14 protein-coding genes are annotated in these 15,509 nt (G+C 73.4%); all 14 read left to right on the forward strand.

The window, feature by feature from the left end; all coding sequences use genetic code 11:
* Positions 1-183 precede the first annotated feature (183 nt).
* The gene (gene pyrR, locus IEY98_RS31780; protein WP_189214402.1) at positions 184-771 is read left to right on the forward strand and encodes a bifunctional pyr operon transcriptional regulator/uracil phosphoribosyltransferase PyrR; all 588 of its coding nucleotides are present in this window, start codon (positions 184-186) and stop codon (positions 769-771) included.
* Complete coding sequence (locus IEY98_RS31785) at positions 768-1,709, forward strand: aspartate carbamoyltransferase catalytic subunit (protein ID WP_189214403.1); 942 nt, start codon at positions 768-770, stop codon at positions 1,707-1,709. The genes pyrR and IEY98_RS31785 overlap by 4 nt, the downstream gene beginning before the upstream one ends.
* Positions 1,706-2,980, forward strand: a complete 1,275-nt coding sequence (locus tag IEY98_RS31790; protein ID WP_189214404.1) for a dihydroorotase — start codon at positions 1,706-1,708, stop codon at positions 2,978-2,980. The genes IEY98_RS31785 and IEY98_RS31790 overlap by 4 nt, the downstream gene beginning before the upstream one ends.
* A gap of 43 nt (positions 2,981-3,023) precedes the next feature.
* A complete protein-coding gene (locus IEY98_RS31795) occupies positions 3,024-3,545 on the forward strand; it encodes a PH-like domain-containing protein (RefSeq protein ID WP_189214405.1) in 522 nt (173 codons plus the stop codon).
* Positions 3,542-4,666, forward strand: a complete 1,125-nt coding sequence (gene carA, locus IEY98_RS31800; protein ID WP_189214406.1) for a glutamine-hydrolyzing carbamoyl-phosphate synthase small subunit — start codon at positions 3,542-3,544, stop codon at positions 4,664-4,666. Before IEY98_RS31795 ends, carA begins: the two co-directional genes overlap by 4 nt.
* The gene (gene carB / locus IEY98_RS31805; RefSeq protein WP_189214407.1) at positions 4,666-7,968 is read left to right on the forward strand and encodes a carbamoyl-phosphate synthase large subunit; all 3,303 of its coding nucleotides are present in this window, start codon (positions 4,666-4,668) and stop codon (positions 7,966-7,968) included. The genes carA and carB overlap by 1 nt, the downstream gene beginning before the upstream one ends.
* Positions 7,965-8,786, forward strand: coding sequence for an orotidine-5'-phosphate decarboxylase (pyrF, locus tag IEY98_RS31810; RefSeq protein WP_189214408.1), 822 nt, complete (start codon positions 7,965-7,967; stop codon positions 8,784-8,786). Before carB ends, pyrF begins: the two co-directional genes overlap by 4 nt.
* A gap of 362 nt (positions 8,787-9,148) precedes the next feature.
* On the forward strand, positions 9,149-9,466 hold the full coding sequence (gene mihF, locus IEY98_RS31815) for an integration host factor, actinobacterial type (RefSeq protein WP_189214409.1): 318 nt from the start codon (positions 9,149-9,151) through the stop codon (positions 9,464-9,466).
* A gap of 8 nt (positions 9,467-9,474) precedes the next feature.
* Positions 9,475-10,089 carry a guanylate kinase gene (gene gmk, locus IEY98_RS31820; protein ID WP_189214410.1) on the forward strand — a complete coding sequence of 205 codons (615 nt, stop codon included), beginning with the start codon at positions 9,475-9,477 and terminating at the stop codon, positions 10,087-10,089.
* Positions 10,086-10,373 (forward strand): DNA-directed RNA polymerase subunit omega, encoded by a 288-nt coding sequence (gene rpoZ, locus IEY98_RS31825; RefSeq protein WP_189214411.1) that lies wholly within the window; start codon positions 10,086-10,088, stop codon positions 10,371-10,373. Before gmk ends, rpoZ begins: the two co-directional genes overlap by 4 nt.
* Entirely contained in the window at positions 10,370-11,617 is a 1,248-nt protein-coding gene (coaBC, locus tag IEY98_RS31830; protein ID WP_189214412.1) for a bifunctional phosphopantothenoylcysteine decarboxylase/phosphopantothenate--cysteine ligase CoaBC, read from the forward strand. The genes rpoZ and coaBC overlap by 4 nt, the downstream gene beginning before the upstream one ends.
* Positions 11,618-11,701: 84 nt before the next feature.
* A complete protein-coding gene (gene metK, locus IEY98_RS31835) occupies positions 11,702-12,883 on the forward strand; it encodes a methionine adenosyltransferase (protein ID WP_229787846.1) in 1,182 nt (393 codons plus the stop codon).
* A gap of 81 nt (positions 12,884-12,964) precedes the next feature.
* Complete coding sequence (locus IEY98_RS31840; protein WP_189214414.1) at positions 12,965-13,426, forward strand: DUF5313 family protein; 462 nt, start codon at positions 12,965-12,967, stop codon at positions 13,424-13,426.
* Between the two features lie 29 nt (positions 13,427-13,455).
* Entirely contained in the window at positions 13,456-15,471 is a 2,016-nt protein-coding gene (locus IEY98_RS31845; RefSeq protein ID WP_189214415.1) for a primosomal protein N', read from the forward strand.
* Positions 15,472-15,509: the final 38 nt, after the last annotated feature.

Below are 15,509 nucleotides of genomic sequence, written 5' to 3' on the forward strand. Positions count from 1 at the left end.
AGAGTAATGGTTACCCAGAGTTGTCACCAGGTCAAGCTGGGTCTTTTTCCAAACCGTGTCGAACCGGGCACACCACCCGCTCGGGTCCGCGCCCGCGCCTGGTACCGTCGCGGTGGCTCCAGGTCAGGAGCCTAACCGACATCCTTTAAGGACCCGTCCAGCGAGGCGGGGAAGGAGTCCAGCGTGGCGCCGCGAGACCGTGGCGCGACGGACCCGGCCGGGCGGCGCGAGCTGCTGACGCCGGGCGACGTCGCGCGCACCATCGCCCGGATGGCCCATCAGGTCATCGAGAAGACCTCGCTCGACGCGAGCGAGGCCCGCCCTGTGGTGTTACTGGGCATCCCGACCAGGGGGGTCCCCCTGGCCCGGCGGCTGGCCGCCAAGATCGCCGAGTTCACCGACGTGACCGTGCCCACGGGCACCCTCGACGTCACCCTCTACCGCGACGACCTGCGCCGCCGCCCGACGCGTCCGCTCGGGGCGACCGAGCTGCCCGCGTCCGGGGTGGACGACGCGCTGGTCATCCTGGTCGACGACGTGCTGTTCTCCGGCCGCACCATCCGCTCGGCCCTCGACGCGCTGCGCGACGCGGGCCGCCCCCGCGCGGTCCAGCTGGCCGTCCTCGTCGACCGCGGCCACCGCGAGCTGCCGATCCGCGCCGACTACGTCGGCAAGAACGTGCCCACCGCACGCACCGAGGAGGTCTCCGTCCTGTTCGCCGAGATCGACGGCCGCGACGCCGTCCTGCTCAACCGCGGGGACACCCCATGAGGCATCTGCTCGGCGCCGACCGCCTCGACGCGGACACCGCGCTGGCGATCCTGGACACCGCGGACGGTCTCAAGCGGACGCTGCTGGGCCGCGAGGTGAAGAAGCTGCCGACGCTGCGCGGGCGCACCGTGATCACCATGTTCTACGAGAACTCCACCCGGACCCGGGTCTCCTTCGAGATCGCCGGGAAGTGGATGAGCGCCGATGTGGTGAACGTCTCCGCGGGCGGGTCGTCGGTCGGCAAGGGCGAGTCCCTGCGCGACACCGCGCTGACCCTGGCCGCCGCGGGCGCGGACTGCGTGATCGTCCGCCACCCGGCATCCGGCGCCGCGCACCGGCTGGCGGGCTGGTTGTCCGATGTGGGCACCTGCGTGGTCAACGCGGGCGACGGCACGCACGAGCACCCGACCCAGGCGCTGCTGGACGCGGCCACCCTGCGGGACCGGCTCGGCGGGATCGACGGCCGCCGGATCGGCATCGTCGGCGACGTGCTGCACAGCCGGGTGGCCCGGTCCAATGTGCATCTGCTGACCACCCTCGGCGCGGAGGTGGTGGTCGTCGCGCCGCCGACGCTGTTGCCGACCGCACTGGCCGACTGGCCGGTGAGCGGCCTCACGGTCTCCTACGACCTCGACGCCGAACTGCCTACGTTGGACGCGGTGATGATGCTGCGCGTGCAGGCCGAGCGCATGCACGGCGGCTTCTTCCCGTCCGCCCGCGAGTACGCGGTCCACTACGGGCTCAACGCCACGCGGCTGGCGATGCTCCCCGAGCACGCCGTCGTGCTGCACCCGGGCCCGATGCTGCGCGGCATGGAGATCGCGCACGCGGTCGCCGACTCGCCGCGGGCGGCCATCACCGAGCAGGTCGCCAACGGCGTGCACGTGCGGATGGCGGTCCTGTACCACCTGCTGGCCGGAGAGGAGGACCAAGCGTGATCGTGCTGAAGAACGTCCGCCCCTACGGCGAGGACGCGGTCGACATCAGGGTCGAGGACGGCGTCATCACCGAGATCGGCAAGGACCTGACCGCGGGCGAGATCTTCGACGCGCAGGGCGCCGTGGCCCTGCCCGGCTTCGTCGACCTGCACACCCACCTGCGCGAGCCGGGCCGCGAGGACACCGAGACCATCGAGACCGGCTCGCGGGCCGCCGCCCTCGGCGGGTACACGGCGGTCTTCGCCATGGCCAACACCGACCCGGTCGCCGACAACGCCGTCGTCGTCGAGCACGTGTGGCGCCGCGGCCGCGAGGTCGGCCTGGTCGACGTGCACCCGGTCGGCGCGGTCACCGTCGGCCTCAAGGGCGAGAAGCTGGCCGAGCTGGGCACGATGGCCCGCTCGCAGGCGAACGTCCGGCTGTTCTCCGACGACGGCCTCTGCGTCGCCGACCCGCTGATCATGCGGCGCGCGCTGGAGTACACCAAGGCGCTCGACGCGGTGATCGCCCAGCACGCCGAGGAGCCCCGGCTGACCGTCGGCGCGCAGGCGCACGAGGGCGAGACCGCCGCCCGCCTCGGCCTGGCGGGCTGGCCCGCGGTCGCCGAGGAGGCCATCGTCGCCCGCGACTGCCTGCTGGCCCGGCACGTCGGCGCCCGGCTGCACGTCTGCCACGTCTCCACCGCGGGCACGGTCGACGTCCTGGCATGGGCGAAGGCGCGCGGCACCCGGGTCTCCGCCGAGGTCACCCCGCACCACCTGCTGCTGGACGACTCCCGGCTGGCCACCTACGACCCGGTCAACAAGGTCAACCCGCCGCTGCGCGGCCACTCCGACGCCGCGGCGCTCCGCCAGGCGCTGGCCGACGGGGTGGTGGACTGCGTCGCCACCGACCACGCCCCGCACGCCCCGCAGGACAAGGACTGCGAGTGGTCCGCGGCCCGCCCGGGCATGCTCGGCCTGCAGACGGCGCTGGGCATCGTGGTCAAGACCATGGTCGAGCCGGGCCTGCTCGACTGGCGCGGCGTCGCGCGGGTCATGAGCGAGCGGCCCGCCGAGATCGCCGGGCTGCCCGACCACGGCCGCCCGATCGCCGTCGGCGAGCCCGCCACGCTGGCCCTGGTCGACCCGGACGCCCGGTGGACCGTCGACGGCGCCGCCCTGGCCAGCATCGCGGGCAACACCCCGTACGAGGGCATGGAGCTGCCCGGCGCGGTCATCGCCACCCTGCTGCGCGGGCGCTTCACCGCGCGGGACGGGAAGGTGGCCTGATGAACGACTCCGCGACCGTGGACTCCGGGAAGGCGGACCGCTGATGGCCAGGGCGCTGCTCACCCTCGCGACGCTCGCGGTGCTGGTCGGGCTGGTCGCGCTGATGTGGTGGGGCTACCGCAACCGCCGCAGGCGCCAGGCCGACCTGCCCGCCTTCCCGCAGGCGCCCGCCGACCTGCTGGCCGCGGTCCGCGCGGGCACCGCCGCCGACCTGCTGCCGCCGAGCACCGGCGTCTACGCCAGCACCGTCACCGACGCGGGCTGGCAGGACCGGGTCGCGGTGGGCGACGTCGGCTTCCGCGCCGAGGCCACCGCCCACCTGCTCGCCGACGGCGTGCTGTTCGACCGGACCGGCGCCGAGCCGGTCTGGATCCCCGCGGAGGACGTGGTCGACGCCCGCACCGCGCCCGGCATCGCCGGGAAGGTGATGGGCGGCGACGGGCTGCTGGTCGTGCGCTGGCGCGTCGACGGCCACGAGTTCGACACCGGCTTCCGCGCCGACGACAAGGACGACTACCAGACGTGGGTGCCCGCGCTCCGCGCGCTCACGGGAGGAACCCCATGACCACCACACGCACACCGGCCGCGCTCGTGCTGGAGGACGGCCGGGTGTTCCGCGGCAGCGCCTTCGGCGCGCACGGCGCCACCTTCGGCGAGGTGGTGTTCTGCACCGCCATGACCGGCTACCAGGAGACGCTGACCGACCCGTCCTACCACCGGCAGATCGTGGTGGCCACGGCGCCGCAGATCGGCAACACCGGCTGGAACGACGAGGACGACGAGTCCACCCGCATCTGGGTCTCCGGCTACGTCGTGCGCGATCCCGCGCGGACGCCGTCGAACTGGCGCTCCCGCCGCTCGCTGGACGACGAGCTGACCAGCCAGGGCGTCGTCGGCATCAGCGGGGTCGACACCCGCTCGCTGACCCGCCACATCCGCGAGCGCGGGGCCATGCGCGCCGGTGTCTTCTCCGGCGAGGCCCTGACCACCGACGACGCGATGGTCGTCCAGGTGCTGGAGAGCCCGAGGATGCTGGGCGCCGCGCTGGCCGACGAGGTCACCACGCGCGAGACCTACGTCGTCCCCGCCGCGGGCGAGACCCGGTTCCGCGTGGCCGCGCTGGACCTGGGCATCAAGTCCAACACCCCGCGCATGATGGCCGCGCGCGGCATCGAGACCCACGTGCTGCCCGCCACCAGCGCCATCGACGACCTGCTGGCCGTCGAGCCGGACGGGGTCTTCCTGTCCAACGGGCCCGGCGACCCGGCGACGATGGACCACGCGGTCGAGCTGACCAGGGCCGCGCTGGAGCGGCGCATCCCGCTGTTCGGCATCTGCTTCGGCAACCAGATCCTCGGCCGCGCGCTCGGCCGGGGGACCTACAAGATGCGCTACGGCCACCGCGGCATCAACATCCCGGTGATCGACGTGGAGACCGGGGCGGTCGCCATCACCGCGCAGAACCACGGGTTCGCGCTGGAGGGCGAGGCGGGCGAGGAGTTCGACACGCCCTTCGGCAGCGCCAAGGTCAGCCACGTCTGCCCCAACGACGGGACGGTCGAGGGTCTGCGCGCGCTCGACGTGCCCGCCTTCTCCGTGCAGTACCACCCCGAGGCCGCCGCGGGCCCGCACGACGCCGCGGACCTGTTCGACCGGTTCGCGAACCTGATGGAGGGCGGTCGCTGATGCCCAAGCGCGACGACATCCAGCACGTGCTGGTCATCGGCTCCGGCCCGATCGTCATCGGCCAGGCCTGCGAGTTCGACTACTCCGGCACCCAGGCCTGCCGCGTGCTGCGCAGCGAGGGCATCCGGGTCAGCCTGGTGAACTCCAACCCGGCCACGATCATGACCGACCCGGAGTTCGCCGACGCCACCTACGTCGAGCCGATCACCCCGGAGTTCGTGGAGAAGGTGATCGCCAGGGAGCGCCCGGACGCGATCCTGGCCACCCTGGGCGGGCAGACCGCGCTCAACACCGCGGTCGCGCTGCACGAGCGCGGCGTCCTGGAGAAGTACGGCGTCGAGCTGATCGGCGCCGACATCGACGCCATCCAGCGCGGCGAGGACCGGCAGAAGTTCAAGGACATCGTCGCCGAGATCGGCGGCGAGACCCCGCGCAGCCGGGTGTGCCACTCGATGGACGAGGTCCGCGAGACCGTCGCCGAGCTGGGCCTGCCGGTCGTCATCCGGCCGTCGTTCACCATGGGCGGGCTCGGCTCCGGCATGGCGCACACCCACGAGGAGCTGGAGCGGCTGGCCTCCACCGGGCTCGCCGAGAGCCCGGTCACCGAGGTGCTCATCGAGGAGAGCGTCCTCGGCTGGAAGGAGTACGAGCTGGAGCTGATGCGCGACCGCCGCGACAACGTGGTCGTCATCTGCTCCATCGAGAACATCGACCCGATGGGCGTGCACACCGGCGACTCGGTGACCGTCGCCCCGGCGATGACGCTGACCGACCGCGAGTACCAGGTCATGCGCGACACCGGCATCGCCGTGCTGCGCGCGGTCGGCGTGGACACCGGCGGCTGCAACATCCAGTTCGCCATCCACCCGCAGACCGGGCGCATGGTCGTCATCGAGATGAACCCGCGCGTGTCGCGCTCCAGCGCGCTGGCGTCGAAGGCGACCGGCTTCCCGATCGCCAAGATCGCCGCGCGGCTGGCCATCGGCTACACCCTCGACGAGATCACCAACGACATCACCGGCGAGACCCCGGCCTCCTTCGAGCCGACGCTGGACTACGTCGTGGTGAAGGTGCCGCGGTTCGCCTTCGAGAAGTTCCCCGGCGCCGACCCGACCCTGACCACCACGATGAAGTCCGTCGGCGAGGCGATGAGCCTGGGCCGCAACTTCGCCGAGGCGCTGGGCAAGGCGCTGCGGTCGATGGAGACGAAGGCCGTCGGCTTCTGGACGACGCCCGACCCGGACACCATGACCCAGGAGTCCGCGCTCGACGCGCTCCGCACCGGGCACGACGGCCGCCTCTACACCGTCGAACGCGCGCTGCGGATGGGCGCGTCGGTCGCCGACGTGCACGACGCCTCCGGCATCGACCCGTGGTTCATCGACCAGATCGCGATGCTGGTCGAGCTGCGCGCGGAGATCGAGTCCGCGCCGGTGCTGGACGAGGACCTGCTGCGGCGGGCCAAGCACAACGGCCTCTCCGACCGCCAGATCGCCGCGCTGCGGCCCGAGCTGGCTGGCGAGGACGGCGTCCGCGCCCTGCGCCACCGGCTGCGGGTGCGGCCGGTGTTCAAGACCGTCGACACCTGCGCCGCCGAGTTCGCCGCCCGCACGCCGTACCACTACTCGACCTACGAGCTGGACCCCGCCGCGGAGTCCGAGGTCACGCCCCAGCACGAGAAGCCCAAGGTGCTCATCCTGGGCTCCGGGCCCAACCGCATCGGGCAGGGCATCGAGTTCGACTACTCGTGCGTGCACGCGGCGATGGCGCTGCGGGCGGCCGGCTACGAGACGGTCATGGTCAACTGCAACCCGGAGACCGTGTCCACCGACTACGACACCTCCGACCGGCTGTACTTCGAGCCGCTGACCTTCGAGGACGTCCTGGAGGTCGTGCACTCCGAGCGCATGTCCGGCACGGTCGCGGGCGTGGTCGTCCAGCTCGGCGGGCAGACCCCGCTGGGGCTGGCGCGGCGGCTGGCCGACGCGGGCGTCCCGGTCGTGGGGACCTCGCCGCAGGCCATCCACCTGGCCGAGGACCGGGGCGCGTTCGGCGAGGTGCTCACCTCCGCCGGGCTGCCCGCGCCCAAGTACGGCACGGCCACCTCGTTCGCCGCGGCCAAGCGCATCGCCGACGAGATCGGCTACCCGGTGCTCGTGCGCCCGTCCTACGTGCTGGGCGGCCGCGGCATGGAGATCGTCTACGACGAGGACTCCCTGGCCGGGTACATCAAGCGCGCCACCGAGATCACCCCGGAGCACCCGGTGCTGGTCGACCGGTTCCTCGACGACGCCATCGAGATCGACGTCGACGCCCTGTGCGACGGCGAGGAGGTCTACCTCGGCGGCGTCATGGAGCACATCGAGGAGGCGGGCATCCACTCCGGCGACTCCGCCTGCGCGCTGCCGCCGATCACGCTGGGCCGCACCGACCTGGAGGCCGTGCGCCGCTCGACCGAGGCCATCGCCAAGGGCATCGGCGTGCGGGGACTGCTGAACGTGCAGTACGCGCTCAAGGACGACGTGCTCTACGTGCTGGAGGCCAACCCGCGCGCGAGCCGCACGGTGCCGTTCGTGTCGAAGGCGACCGCCGTGCCGCTGGCCAAGGCCGCCGCCCGGATCATGCTCGGCGCCACGATCGCCGACCTGCGCGCCGAGGGCATGCTCCCGGCCGACGGCGACGGGGCCGAGTTGACCGAGGGCGCGCCGGTCGCTGTCAAGGAGGCCGTGCTGCCGTTCCACCGGTTCCGCACGCCCGAGGGCCACGGCGTCGACTCGCTGCTGGGCCCGGAGATGAAGTCCACCGGCGAGGTCATGGGCATCGACGAGTCCTTCGGCAAGGCGTTCGCCAAGTCGCAGACGGCCTCCTACGGCTCGCTTCCGACCTCCGGCAAGGTGTTCGTCTCCGTGGCCAACCGCGACAAGCGCGCGATGGTGTTCCCGGTGAAGCGCCTGGCGGACCTGGGCTTCGAGGTCCTGGCGACCTCGGGCACCGCGGAGGTCCTGCGCCGCAACGGAATCCCGTGCACGGTGGTGCGCAAGCACTTCGAGGGCAAGGACAACATCGTCGAGCTGATCCACTCCGGCGGCGTCGACATGGTGATCAACACCCCGTACGGCAACCACGGCCCCCGCGTGGACGGCTACGAGATCCGCACGGCCGCCGTGGCCCGCGACATCCCGTGCGTCACGACGATCCAGGGCGCAGCGGCCGCGGTGCACGGCATCGAGGCGCTCATCCGCGACGAGATCGGCGTGCGGCCGCTGCAGGAGCTGCAGACCGCGCTGCGGGCGTCCCGGTGACCGGCTTCGGCGCGCGGCTGGCCGCCGCGGTCGACGCCCGGGGGGCGCTGTGCGTGGGCATCGACCCGCACCCGGGCCTGCTGGACGCGTGGGGCCTGCCCCGCGACGCCGAGGGGCTGGAGCGGTTCGCGCTGACCTGCGTCGAGGCGCTGGCGGGCGAGATCGCGGTGCTCAAGCCGCAGTCGGCCTTCTTCGAGGCCCACGGCTCGCGCGGGGTCGCCGTCCTGGAACGGGTCATCGCCGAGGCCGGGGCGGCGGGCGCGCTGGTGCTGGTCGACGCCAAGCGCGGCGACATCGGCTCCACCATGGCCGCCTATGCCCAGGCCTACCTCGCCGACGGCTCGCCGCTGGCCGGGGACGCGGTCACGCTGTCGCCCTACCTCGGGTTCGGCTCGCTGGAGCCCGCCCTGGCGACCGCGGAGGCCACCGGGCGCGGGGTGTTCGTGCTGGCGCTGACGTCCAACCCCGAGGGCGCGCAGGTCCAGCGGGCGCGGGCGGACGGCCGCTCGGTGGCCCAGGCCGTGGTGGACGCCGCTGCGGCCCGCAACGCGGGCGCCGTGCCGATGGGGTCAATCGGCCTGGTCGTCGGCGCCACGCTGGCCGAGACCGGGGTCGACCTGAGCGCGCTCAACGGGCCGATCCTGGCCCCGGGCGTCGGCGCGCAGGGCGCGGGTCCGGCCGACCTGGCCCGCCTGTTCGGCGCCGGTCGGCACGTGCTGCCGACCAGCTCGCGCGACGTCCTGCGGCACGGCCCCGACGCGGGTGCCGTCCGCGCGGCGGCGCTGCGGCTGCGCGACGAGGTGGCCGCCACCGCCTGACGCACGTTTTGTCCGGACCCGGACGGCCGACTCGCGGCCGTTCGGGTCCTCTTTGTCCCCATTCACATCGTTAGCGCAGGTCGCGACGTTGCTCTGTCCGGGTGGACTCCGGCGGCCTGGTGAGTGGCGCACGCCTCACCGTGCGCAGCACGTGGGCGGACGGGCGCGGTGGGTGACGAAATCCCGAGGTGTCCGGTTTAGTGCTGTTTCGCCTGGTCAACTCGGTCTGCCGTCACCGATCGTTGATCAACTTTAGCGCCGCCGTCACCGCCGGTACAACCCGGCCCCCGCGTTGTCGTCGCAGGCCAGGGCTCGGTAACGTCGCGGCACCGATCCGGAAATCCCACCCCACGGAGGAAATCGTGGCCCTTCCCCAGCTGACCGACGAGCAGCGGGCCGCAGCGCTGGAGAAGGCGGCTGCCGCCCGACGCGCCCGCGCCGAACTCAAAGAGCGCCTGAAGCGAGGCGGCACCACCCTCAAGGACGTCCTGGCCCAGTCCGACAACGACGAGGTGCTGGGCAAGATGAAGGTCACCGCGTTGCTGGAGGCCCTACCGGGCGTCGGCAAGGTGCGGGCCCAGCAGATCATCGAGCGCCTGGAGATCGCGCCCAGCCGCAGGCTGCGCGGCCTGGGCGACCGCCAGCGCAAGGCGCTGCTCGCCGAGTTCTCCGGCGAGTGACCGAGCCGATGAGCGGCCGTGGGCCGGGGTCGGGCGAGCACATCGCCCGGCCCCGGCTCACTGTCGTGTCGGGGCCATCCGGGGTCGGGAAGTCCAGCGTGGTGGCGGAGCTGCGCCGCCTCCACCCGGACATCTACTTCAGCGTGTCGGTGACCACCCGGGCCGCCCGGCCCGGGGAGGTCGACGGCGCGCACTACCACTTCGTCGATCGGCCGGAGTTCGACCGCATGGTCGCCGACGGCGAGCTGCTGGAGCACGCCGAGTACGCGGGCAACTGCTACGGCACGCCTCGCGCGGCGGTCGCGGACGCGCTCGCCCAGGGCAGGCCCGCGGTGCTGGAGATCGAGCTGCAGGGGGCCCGCCAGGTGCGCGCGGCGATGCCCGACGCGCAGCTCGTCATGCTGATGCCGCCCAGCTGGGAGACGCTCGTCGCCCGGCTCACCGGCCGAGGGACCGAACCGGAGGACGTGGTCGCGCGTAGGCTGGAGGTGGCCAAGCGTGAGCTGGCCGCCGCCGAGGAGTTCGACGCCGTCGTGGTCAACGCCGACGTCAGGACCGCCGCCGCGGAGTTGCTAACCTTGGTGCTCACGGATTCGTCTGACAAGCTGGAGCGTTGCGAGTGATCACCCCCACCGAGCTGGGAATCGGCGAGCAGACCGGCACGCCGCTGGAAGGCATCACCAACCCCCCGATCGATGACCTGCTCGACAAGGTCAGCTCGAAGTACGCCCTGGTGATCTACGCGGCCAAGCGCGCCCGCCAGATCAACGACTACTACGCCCAGCTGGGCGAGGGCCTGCTGGAGTACGTCGGCCCGCTGGTCGAGCCCGGCCCGCGCGAGAAGCCGCTGTCCATCGCCCTGCGCGAGATCCACTCGGGGCTGCTCGAGCACACCGAGGGCGAGTGACCGCCCGCCGTCCCCGGGTCGTACTCGGCGTCGGCGGCGGCATCGCCGCCTACAAGGCGTGCGAGGTGCTGCGCGGCCTGACCGAGACCGGTCACGACGTGCGCGTCGTGCCGACCGAGGCGGCCCTGCGGTTCGTGGGGGCGGCGACGTTCGAGGCGCTGTCCGGGCAGAAGGTGGCCACCGGCGTCTTCGCCGACGTGCCCGAGGTGCCGCACGTGCGGCTCGGACAGGAAGCCGATCTGGTCGTGGTCGTGCCCGCCACGGCCGACCTGCTGGCCAAGGCCGCGACCGGCCTGGCCGACGATCTGCTCACCAGCACGCTGCTCACCGCGCGCTGTCCGGTGCTGATGGCCCCGGCCATGCACACCGAGATGTGGGAGCACCCCGCCACCCGCGCCAACGTCACCACGCTGCGCGAGCGCGGCGTCATCGTGCCCGACCCCGCCGCGGGCAGGCTGACCGGCGCGGACACCGGCAAGGGCAGGCTCGCCGACCCCGCCGAGATCATCGACCTCGCCCGGCTGCTGCTGAGCAGGCCGGACGCGCTGCCCCGCGACCTGGTGGGCCGCCGCGTTGTGGTCTCCGCGGGCGGCACGCGCGAGCCGCTGGACCCCGTGCGCTTCCTGGGCAACCGCTCGTCGGGCAAGCAGGGCTACGCGCTGGCCCGCACGGCCGCGGCCCGGGGCGCCGACGTGACCCTGGTGTCGGCGCACACGCTGCCGCTGCCCGAGCCCGCGGGCGTCGACCTCGTCCGGGTGGGCACCGCCGAGGAGCTGCGCGCCGCCGTGCACGCGGCCGCCGCCGACGCGGACATCGTCGTGATGGCCGCCGCGGTCGCCGACTTCCGGCCTGCGGAGCGCGCCGAGTACAAGATCAAGAAGACCGGCCGCGACCCGGACCCTGTCGCGCTCGTGCGCAATCCCGACGTGCTCGCCGAGCTCGTCGAGGCCCGTTCGGGTGACCCGGAGCGCAAGGCGCAAGTGATCGTGGGTTTCGCCGCCGAGACCGGCGACAGCGGCGCGGACGTGCTCGACCACGCCCGCGACAAGCTCGCCCGCAAGGGCTGTGACCTGCTGGTTGTCAACGCCGTGGGGGAGGGCAAGGCGTTCGGCACCGAGGACAACTCCGGGTGGCTGCTCGCCGCCGACGGCGCCGAGCGGCCGATCGCGCTCGGGTCGAAAGCGCAAATGGCGACCGAAGTGTGGGACGCAGTCGCCAACATGCTCGGTTCGGTGCGGGAATGAATCCGGCCCCGATAATGGGCGTCAACCAGCAAACCCTCGGACGGATGAGTGGGGTACCCCGTGACTGAGACAGGCAGCCGCCGACTGTTCACCTCGGAGTCGGTCACCGAAGGGCATCCGGACAAGATCTGCGACGCCATCAGCGACTCCGTCCTGGACGCGCTGCTGGCCCAGGACCCCCGGTCCCGGGTCGCGGTGGAGACGCTGGTGACGACCGGCCAGGTGCACGTGGTCGGCGAGGTGACGACCGAGGCCTACGCCGACATCCCGACCATCGTGCGGGAGAAGATCCTCGAGATCGGCTACGACTCCTCCGCCAAGGGCTTCGACGGCAACTCCTGCGGCGTCAACGTGGCCATCGGCGCGCAGTCCCCGGACATCGCCCAGGGCGTCGACACCGCCTACGAGTCGCGGGTGGAGAACGCCGAGGACGAGATCGCCCGGCAGGGCGCTGGCGACCAGGGCCTGATGTTCGGCTATGCCTGTAACGACACCCCCGAGCTGATGCCGCTGCCGATCGCGCTGGCCCACCGCCTCGCGCGCAGGCTGACGAAGGTCCGCAAGGACGGCGTGCTGCCGTACCTGCGTCCGGACGGCAAGACCCAGGTCACCATCGAGTACGCCGGGGACAAGCCGGTCCGCCTGGACACGGTCGTGGTGTCGTCGCAGCACGCCGACGGCATCGACCTGGAGAAGCTGCTCGGCGCCGACGTGCGGGAGCAGGTCGTGCTGCCCGAGCTGGCGAACCTGGAGCTGGACACCGAGGGCGTGCGCCTGCTGGTGAACCCCACTGGTCGCTTCGTCATCGGTGGTCCGATGGGTGACGCTGGGCTGACGGGTCGCAAGATCATCGTTGACACCTACGGCGGCATGGCCCGGCACGGTGGCGGCGCGTTCTCCGGAAAGGACCCGTCGAAGGTCGACCGCTCGGCCGCCTACGCCATGCGCTGGGTCGCCAAGAACGCGATCGCCGCGGGCCTGGCCTCGCGCATCGAGGTCCAGATCGCCTACGCGATCGGCAAGGCCGCGCCGGTGGGGCTGTTCGTGGAGACCTTCGGCACGGAGAACGCCGACCCGGTGAAGATCCAGGAGGCGATCCGCGAGGTGTTCGACCTGCGCCCCGCCGCGATCATCCGCGACCTGGACCTGCTGCGGCCCATCTACGCCCCGACCGCCGCCTACGGGCACTTCGGGCGCACCGATGTCGACCTGCCGTGGGAGCGCACCGACCGCGCCGACGACCTCAAGCAGGCCGTCGGCTCCTGACCGACGCATTGCCGAGCGGGCCGTCCGACCGGGCGGCCCGCTCTGGGTTTCACCGGCACCGACCCTGGCTAACCGGAAGGGATGACCCGGCATACCATCGAGGCCGTGCGGCCCGGTCCGTTGCGCTGGCTCTGGTACGCGGTCGGCGGCACCCTCCCCGACCGCTACCGCCCCTGGGTGCTGTGGGATCTCACGGCGCCGACCTGGGTGGCCCGCCACTTCGCCAGGGTGATGGTGCTGTTCCTGCCGCTGTGGCTGCTGCTGCTCGTCCCGGGGCCGCTGAGCCTGCGCCTGTCGATGATCGCGGCGGGCTACGTCACCGGCCTGTACTTCTCCCTGTCGTTCATGGAGGACGCCTCCGAGCGCAGGCTGATCAAGCACGGCTACCCGGTCGGGCTGAACCGGCGCATCCGGGAGGAGGCGGCCCCGGCGAACCGCGCCGAGGTCGCGGCCATGTACGCGGCCTACCACGACGACTCCGGGCCCGGCGACGACCCCGGCCAGCGTGACGACTCCGGTGGGCGCGACCCCCGATCCCGGTAACCGTCGTCGTGGTCTGATACACCACGGGCATGCCTGACACCGACCCCGACGCGCTGTTCACCGTCGAGGTCCCCGCCCCGCCGCCGCCGAAGGGCCGACCGGAGCCCGCCGCGCGGCTGCCGGTGGCCAAGGTGTACGTCGACGTGCCGCTGGCGCACCTCGACCAGCTCTTCGACTACCTGGTCCCGGCCCGCTTCGACGCCGAGGCCGTGCCGGGCGCGCGGGTGCGGGTCCGGTTCGCCGGTCAGCTGGTGGACGCGTTCCTCATCGAGCGGGTGGCGCGCTCCGAGCACAAGAACCCGTCCTTTCTGGACAAGGTGATCTCCCCGGAGCCGGTGCTGGCTCCGGAGATCGCGGCGCTGTGCCGGGCGGTGGCCGACCGCTACGCGGGCGCGATGATCGACGTCCTGCGGCTGGCCGTCCCGCCGAGGCACGCCCGCGTCGAGGCCGAGCCGCCCGGCGAGCCAGCGCCCGTGCCCGCCGCGCCGCCCGCCGACGGCTGGGCCGAGTACCCGCGCGGGCGCGCGTTCCTGGACGCCATCCGGTCCGGCAGGCAGGCCAACGCGGTGTGGCAGGCGCTGCCGGGGGAGGACTGGCCCGCCCGCCTTGCCGAGGTCGCGGTGACGGCGGCGTCCGCGGGGCGCGGCGCGGTGCTGGTCGTGCCGGACCACCGCGACGTCGCCCGGCTGCACGCGGCGTGTGTAGCGCTGGCGGGCGAGGACGCGGTGGTCGCGTTGTCCGCCGATCTGGGGCCCGCCAAGCGGTACCGGGCGTGGCTGCGGGTGCGCCGCGGTGGGGCGCGCATCGTGGTCGGCACCCGGGCCGCGGCCTACGCGCCGGTCGCCGACCCGGGCGTGCTGGTGATCTGGGACGACGGCGACGACCAGCACGCAGACCAGCGGTCGCCGTACCCGCACGTGCGGGAGGTGCTGATCGAGCGGGCGCGGCTCGGCGGCGCGGGCGTGCTGGTGGCCGGGTTCGCCAGGACGGCCGAGGCGCAGCTGCTGGCCGAGTCCGGCTGGGCGCCGCAGATCATCGCCGGGCGCGACCGGGTGCGGGCGAGCGCGCCCCGGGTGAGCGCGGTCGGCGAGCACGACTCGCAGCTGGCCCGCGACCCGGCCGCCCGCACGGCGCGCATCCCGTCCCTGGCGTTCGACGCGGCGCGCGCGTCGATCAAGGCGGGCCGCCCGGTGCTGGTGCAGGTGCCGCGCCGGGGTTACGTGCCCGCGGTGACCTGCCAGGACTGCCGCACCCCGGCCCGGTGCCGCCGCTGCGCCGGGCCGCTCGGCCTGGTCGGCGGTCCCGACCGGCCGCCGGTCTGCCGCTGGTGCGCGACGCCCGCTGCCGATTTCCGCTGCTCGGCGTGCGGGTCGCGGCGGCTGCGCGCGGCCGTCGTCGGCGCCAAGCGCACCGCCGAGGAGCTGGGCCGCGCCTTCGCCGACGTCCCCGTGCGCACGTCCGGGGCGGCCGAGGTGCTCGCCCGCGTCGACGCCGAGCCCGCGCTGGTCGTGGCGACCCCGGGCGCCGAGCCCGTGGCCGACGGCGGCTACGGCGCCGCCCTGCTGCTCGACGGCTGGGCCCTGCTGTCCCGGGCCGACCTGCGCGCCGCCGAGGAGGCGCTGCGCCGGTGGATGACCGCCGCCGCGCTCGTCCGCCCCGGCGGCGATGGCGGCCGGGTCGTGGTCGTGGCCGACTCCGCGCTGCCCGCCGTGCAGGCGCTGGTCCGCTGGGACCCGGTGTGGCACGCCGACCTGGAGCTGTCGGGCCGGGTCGAGCTGGGGTTCCCGCCCGCGGTGCGGATGGCGTCGGTGGAGGGCAGCCCGGACGCCGTGGCGACCCTGCTGGCCGAGCTGCGCATGCCTGCGGGCGGCGAGGTGCTGGGCCCGGTCCCGGTCGCCGAGACGCGCGAGCGCGTGCTCGTCCGGGTCCCGAGGGCGCGCGGCCGGGAGCTGACCGAGGCCCTGAACCACGCCCAGCGCGGCCGCGCCATGCGCAAGGACCAGGAGCCGCTGCGGGTGCGGGTGGACCCGCTCGACCTCATCTGAACCACCCATAGACTGGTGGCCAGTCGACAGTAGGGAGA

This window comes from Actinokineospora fastidiosa (assembly GCF_014648415.1).
Classification (GTDB): domain Bacteria; phylum Actinomycetota; class Actinomycetes; order Mycobacteriales; family Pseudonocardiaceae; genus Actinokineospora; species Actinokineospora fastidiosa.

Coding starts and splice junctions, on each gene's coding strand:
- IEY98_RS31785 (WP_189214403.1), top strand. CDS start 768: ATGAGGCATCTGCTCGGCGCCGACCGCCTCGACGCGGACACCGCGCTG.
- IEY98_RS31795 (WP_189214405.1), top strand. CDS start 3,024: ATGGCCAGGGCGCTGCTCACCCTCGCGACGCTCGCGGTGCTGGTCGGG.
- carA (WP_189214406.1), top strand. CDS start 3,542: ATGACCACCACACGCACACCGGCCGCGCTCGTGCTGGAGGACGGCCGG.
- carB (WP_189214407.1), top strand. CDS start 4,666: ATGCCCAAGCGCGACGACATCCAGCACGTGCTGGTCATCGGCTCCGGC.
- gmk (WP_189214410.1), top strand. CDS start 9,475: ATGAGCGGCCGTGGGCCGGGGTCGGGCGAGCACATCGCCCGGCCCCGG.
- IEY98_RS31840 (WP_189214414.1), top strand. CDS start 12,965: ATGACCCGGCATACCATCGAGGCCGTGCGGCCCGGTCCGTTGCGCTGG.
- IEY98_RS31845 (WP_189214415.1), top strand. CDS start 13,456: ATGCCTGACACCGACCCCGACGCGCTGTTCACCGTCGAGGTCCCCGCC.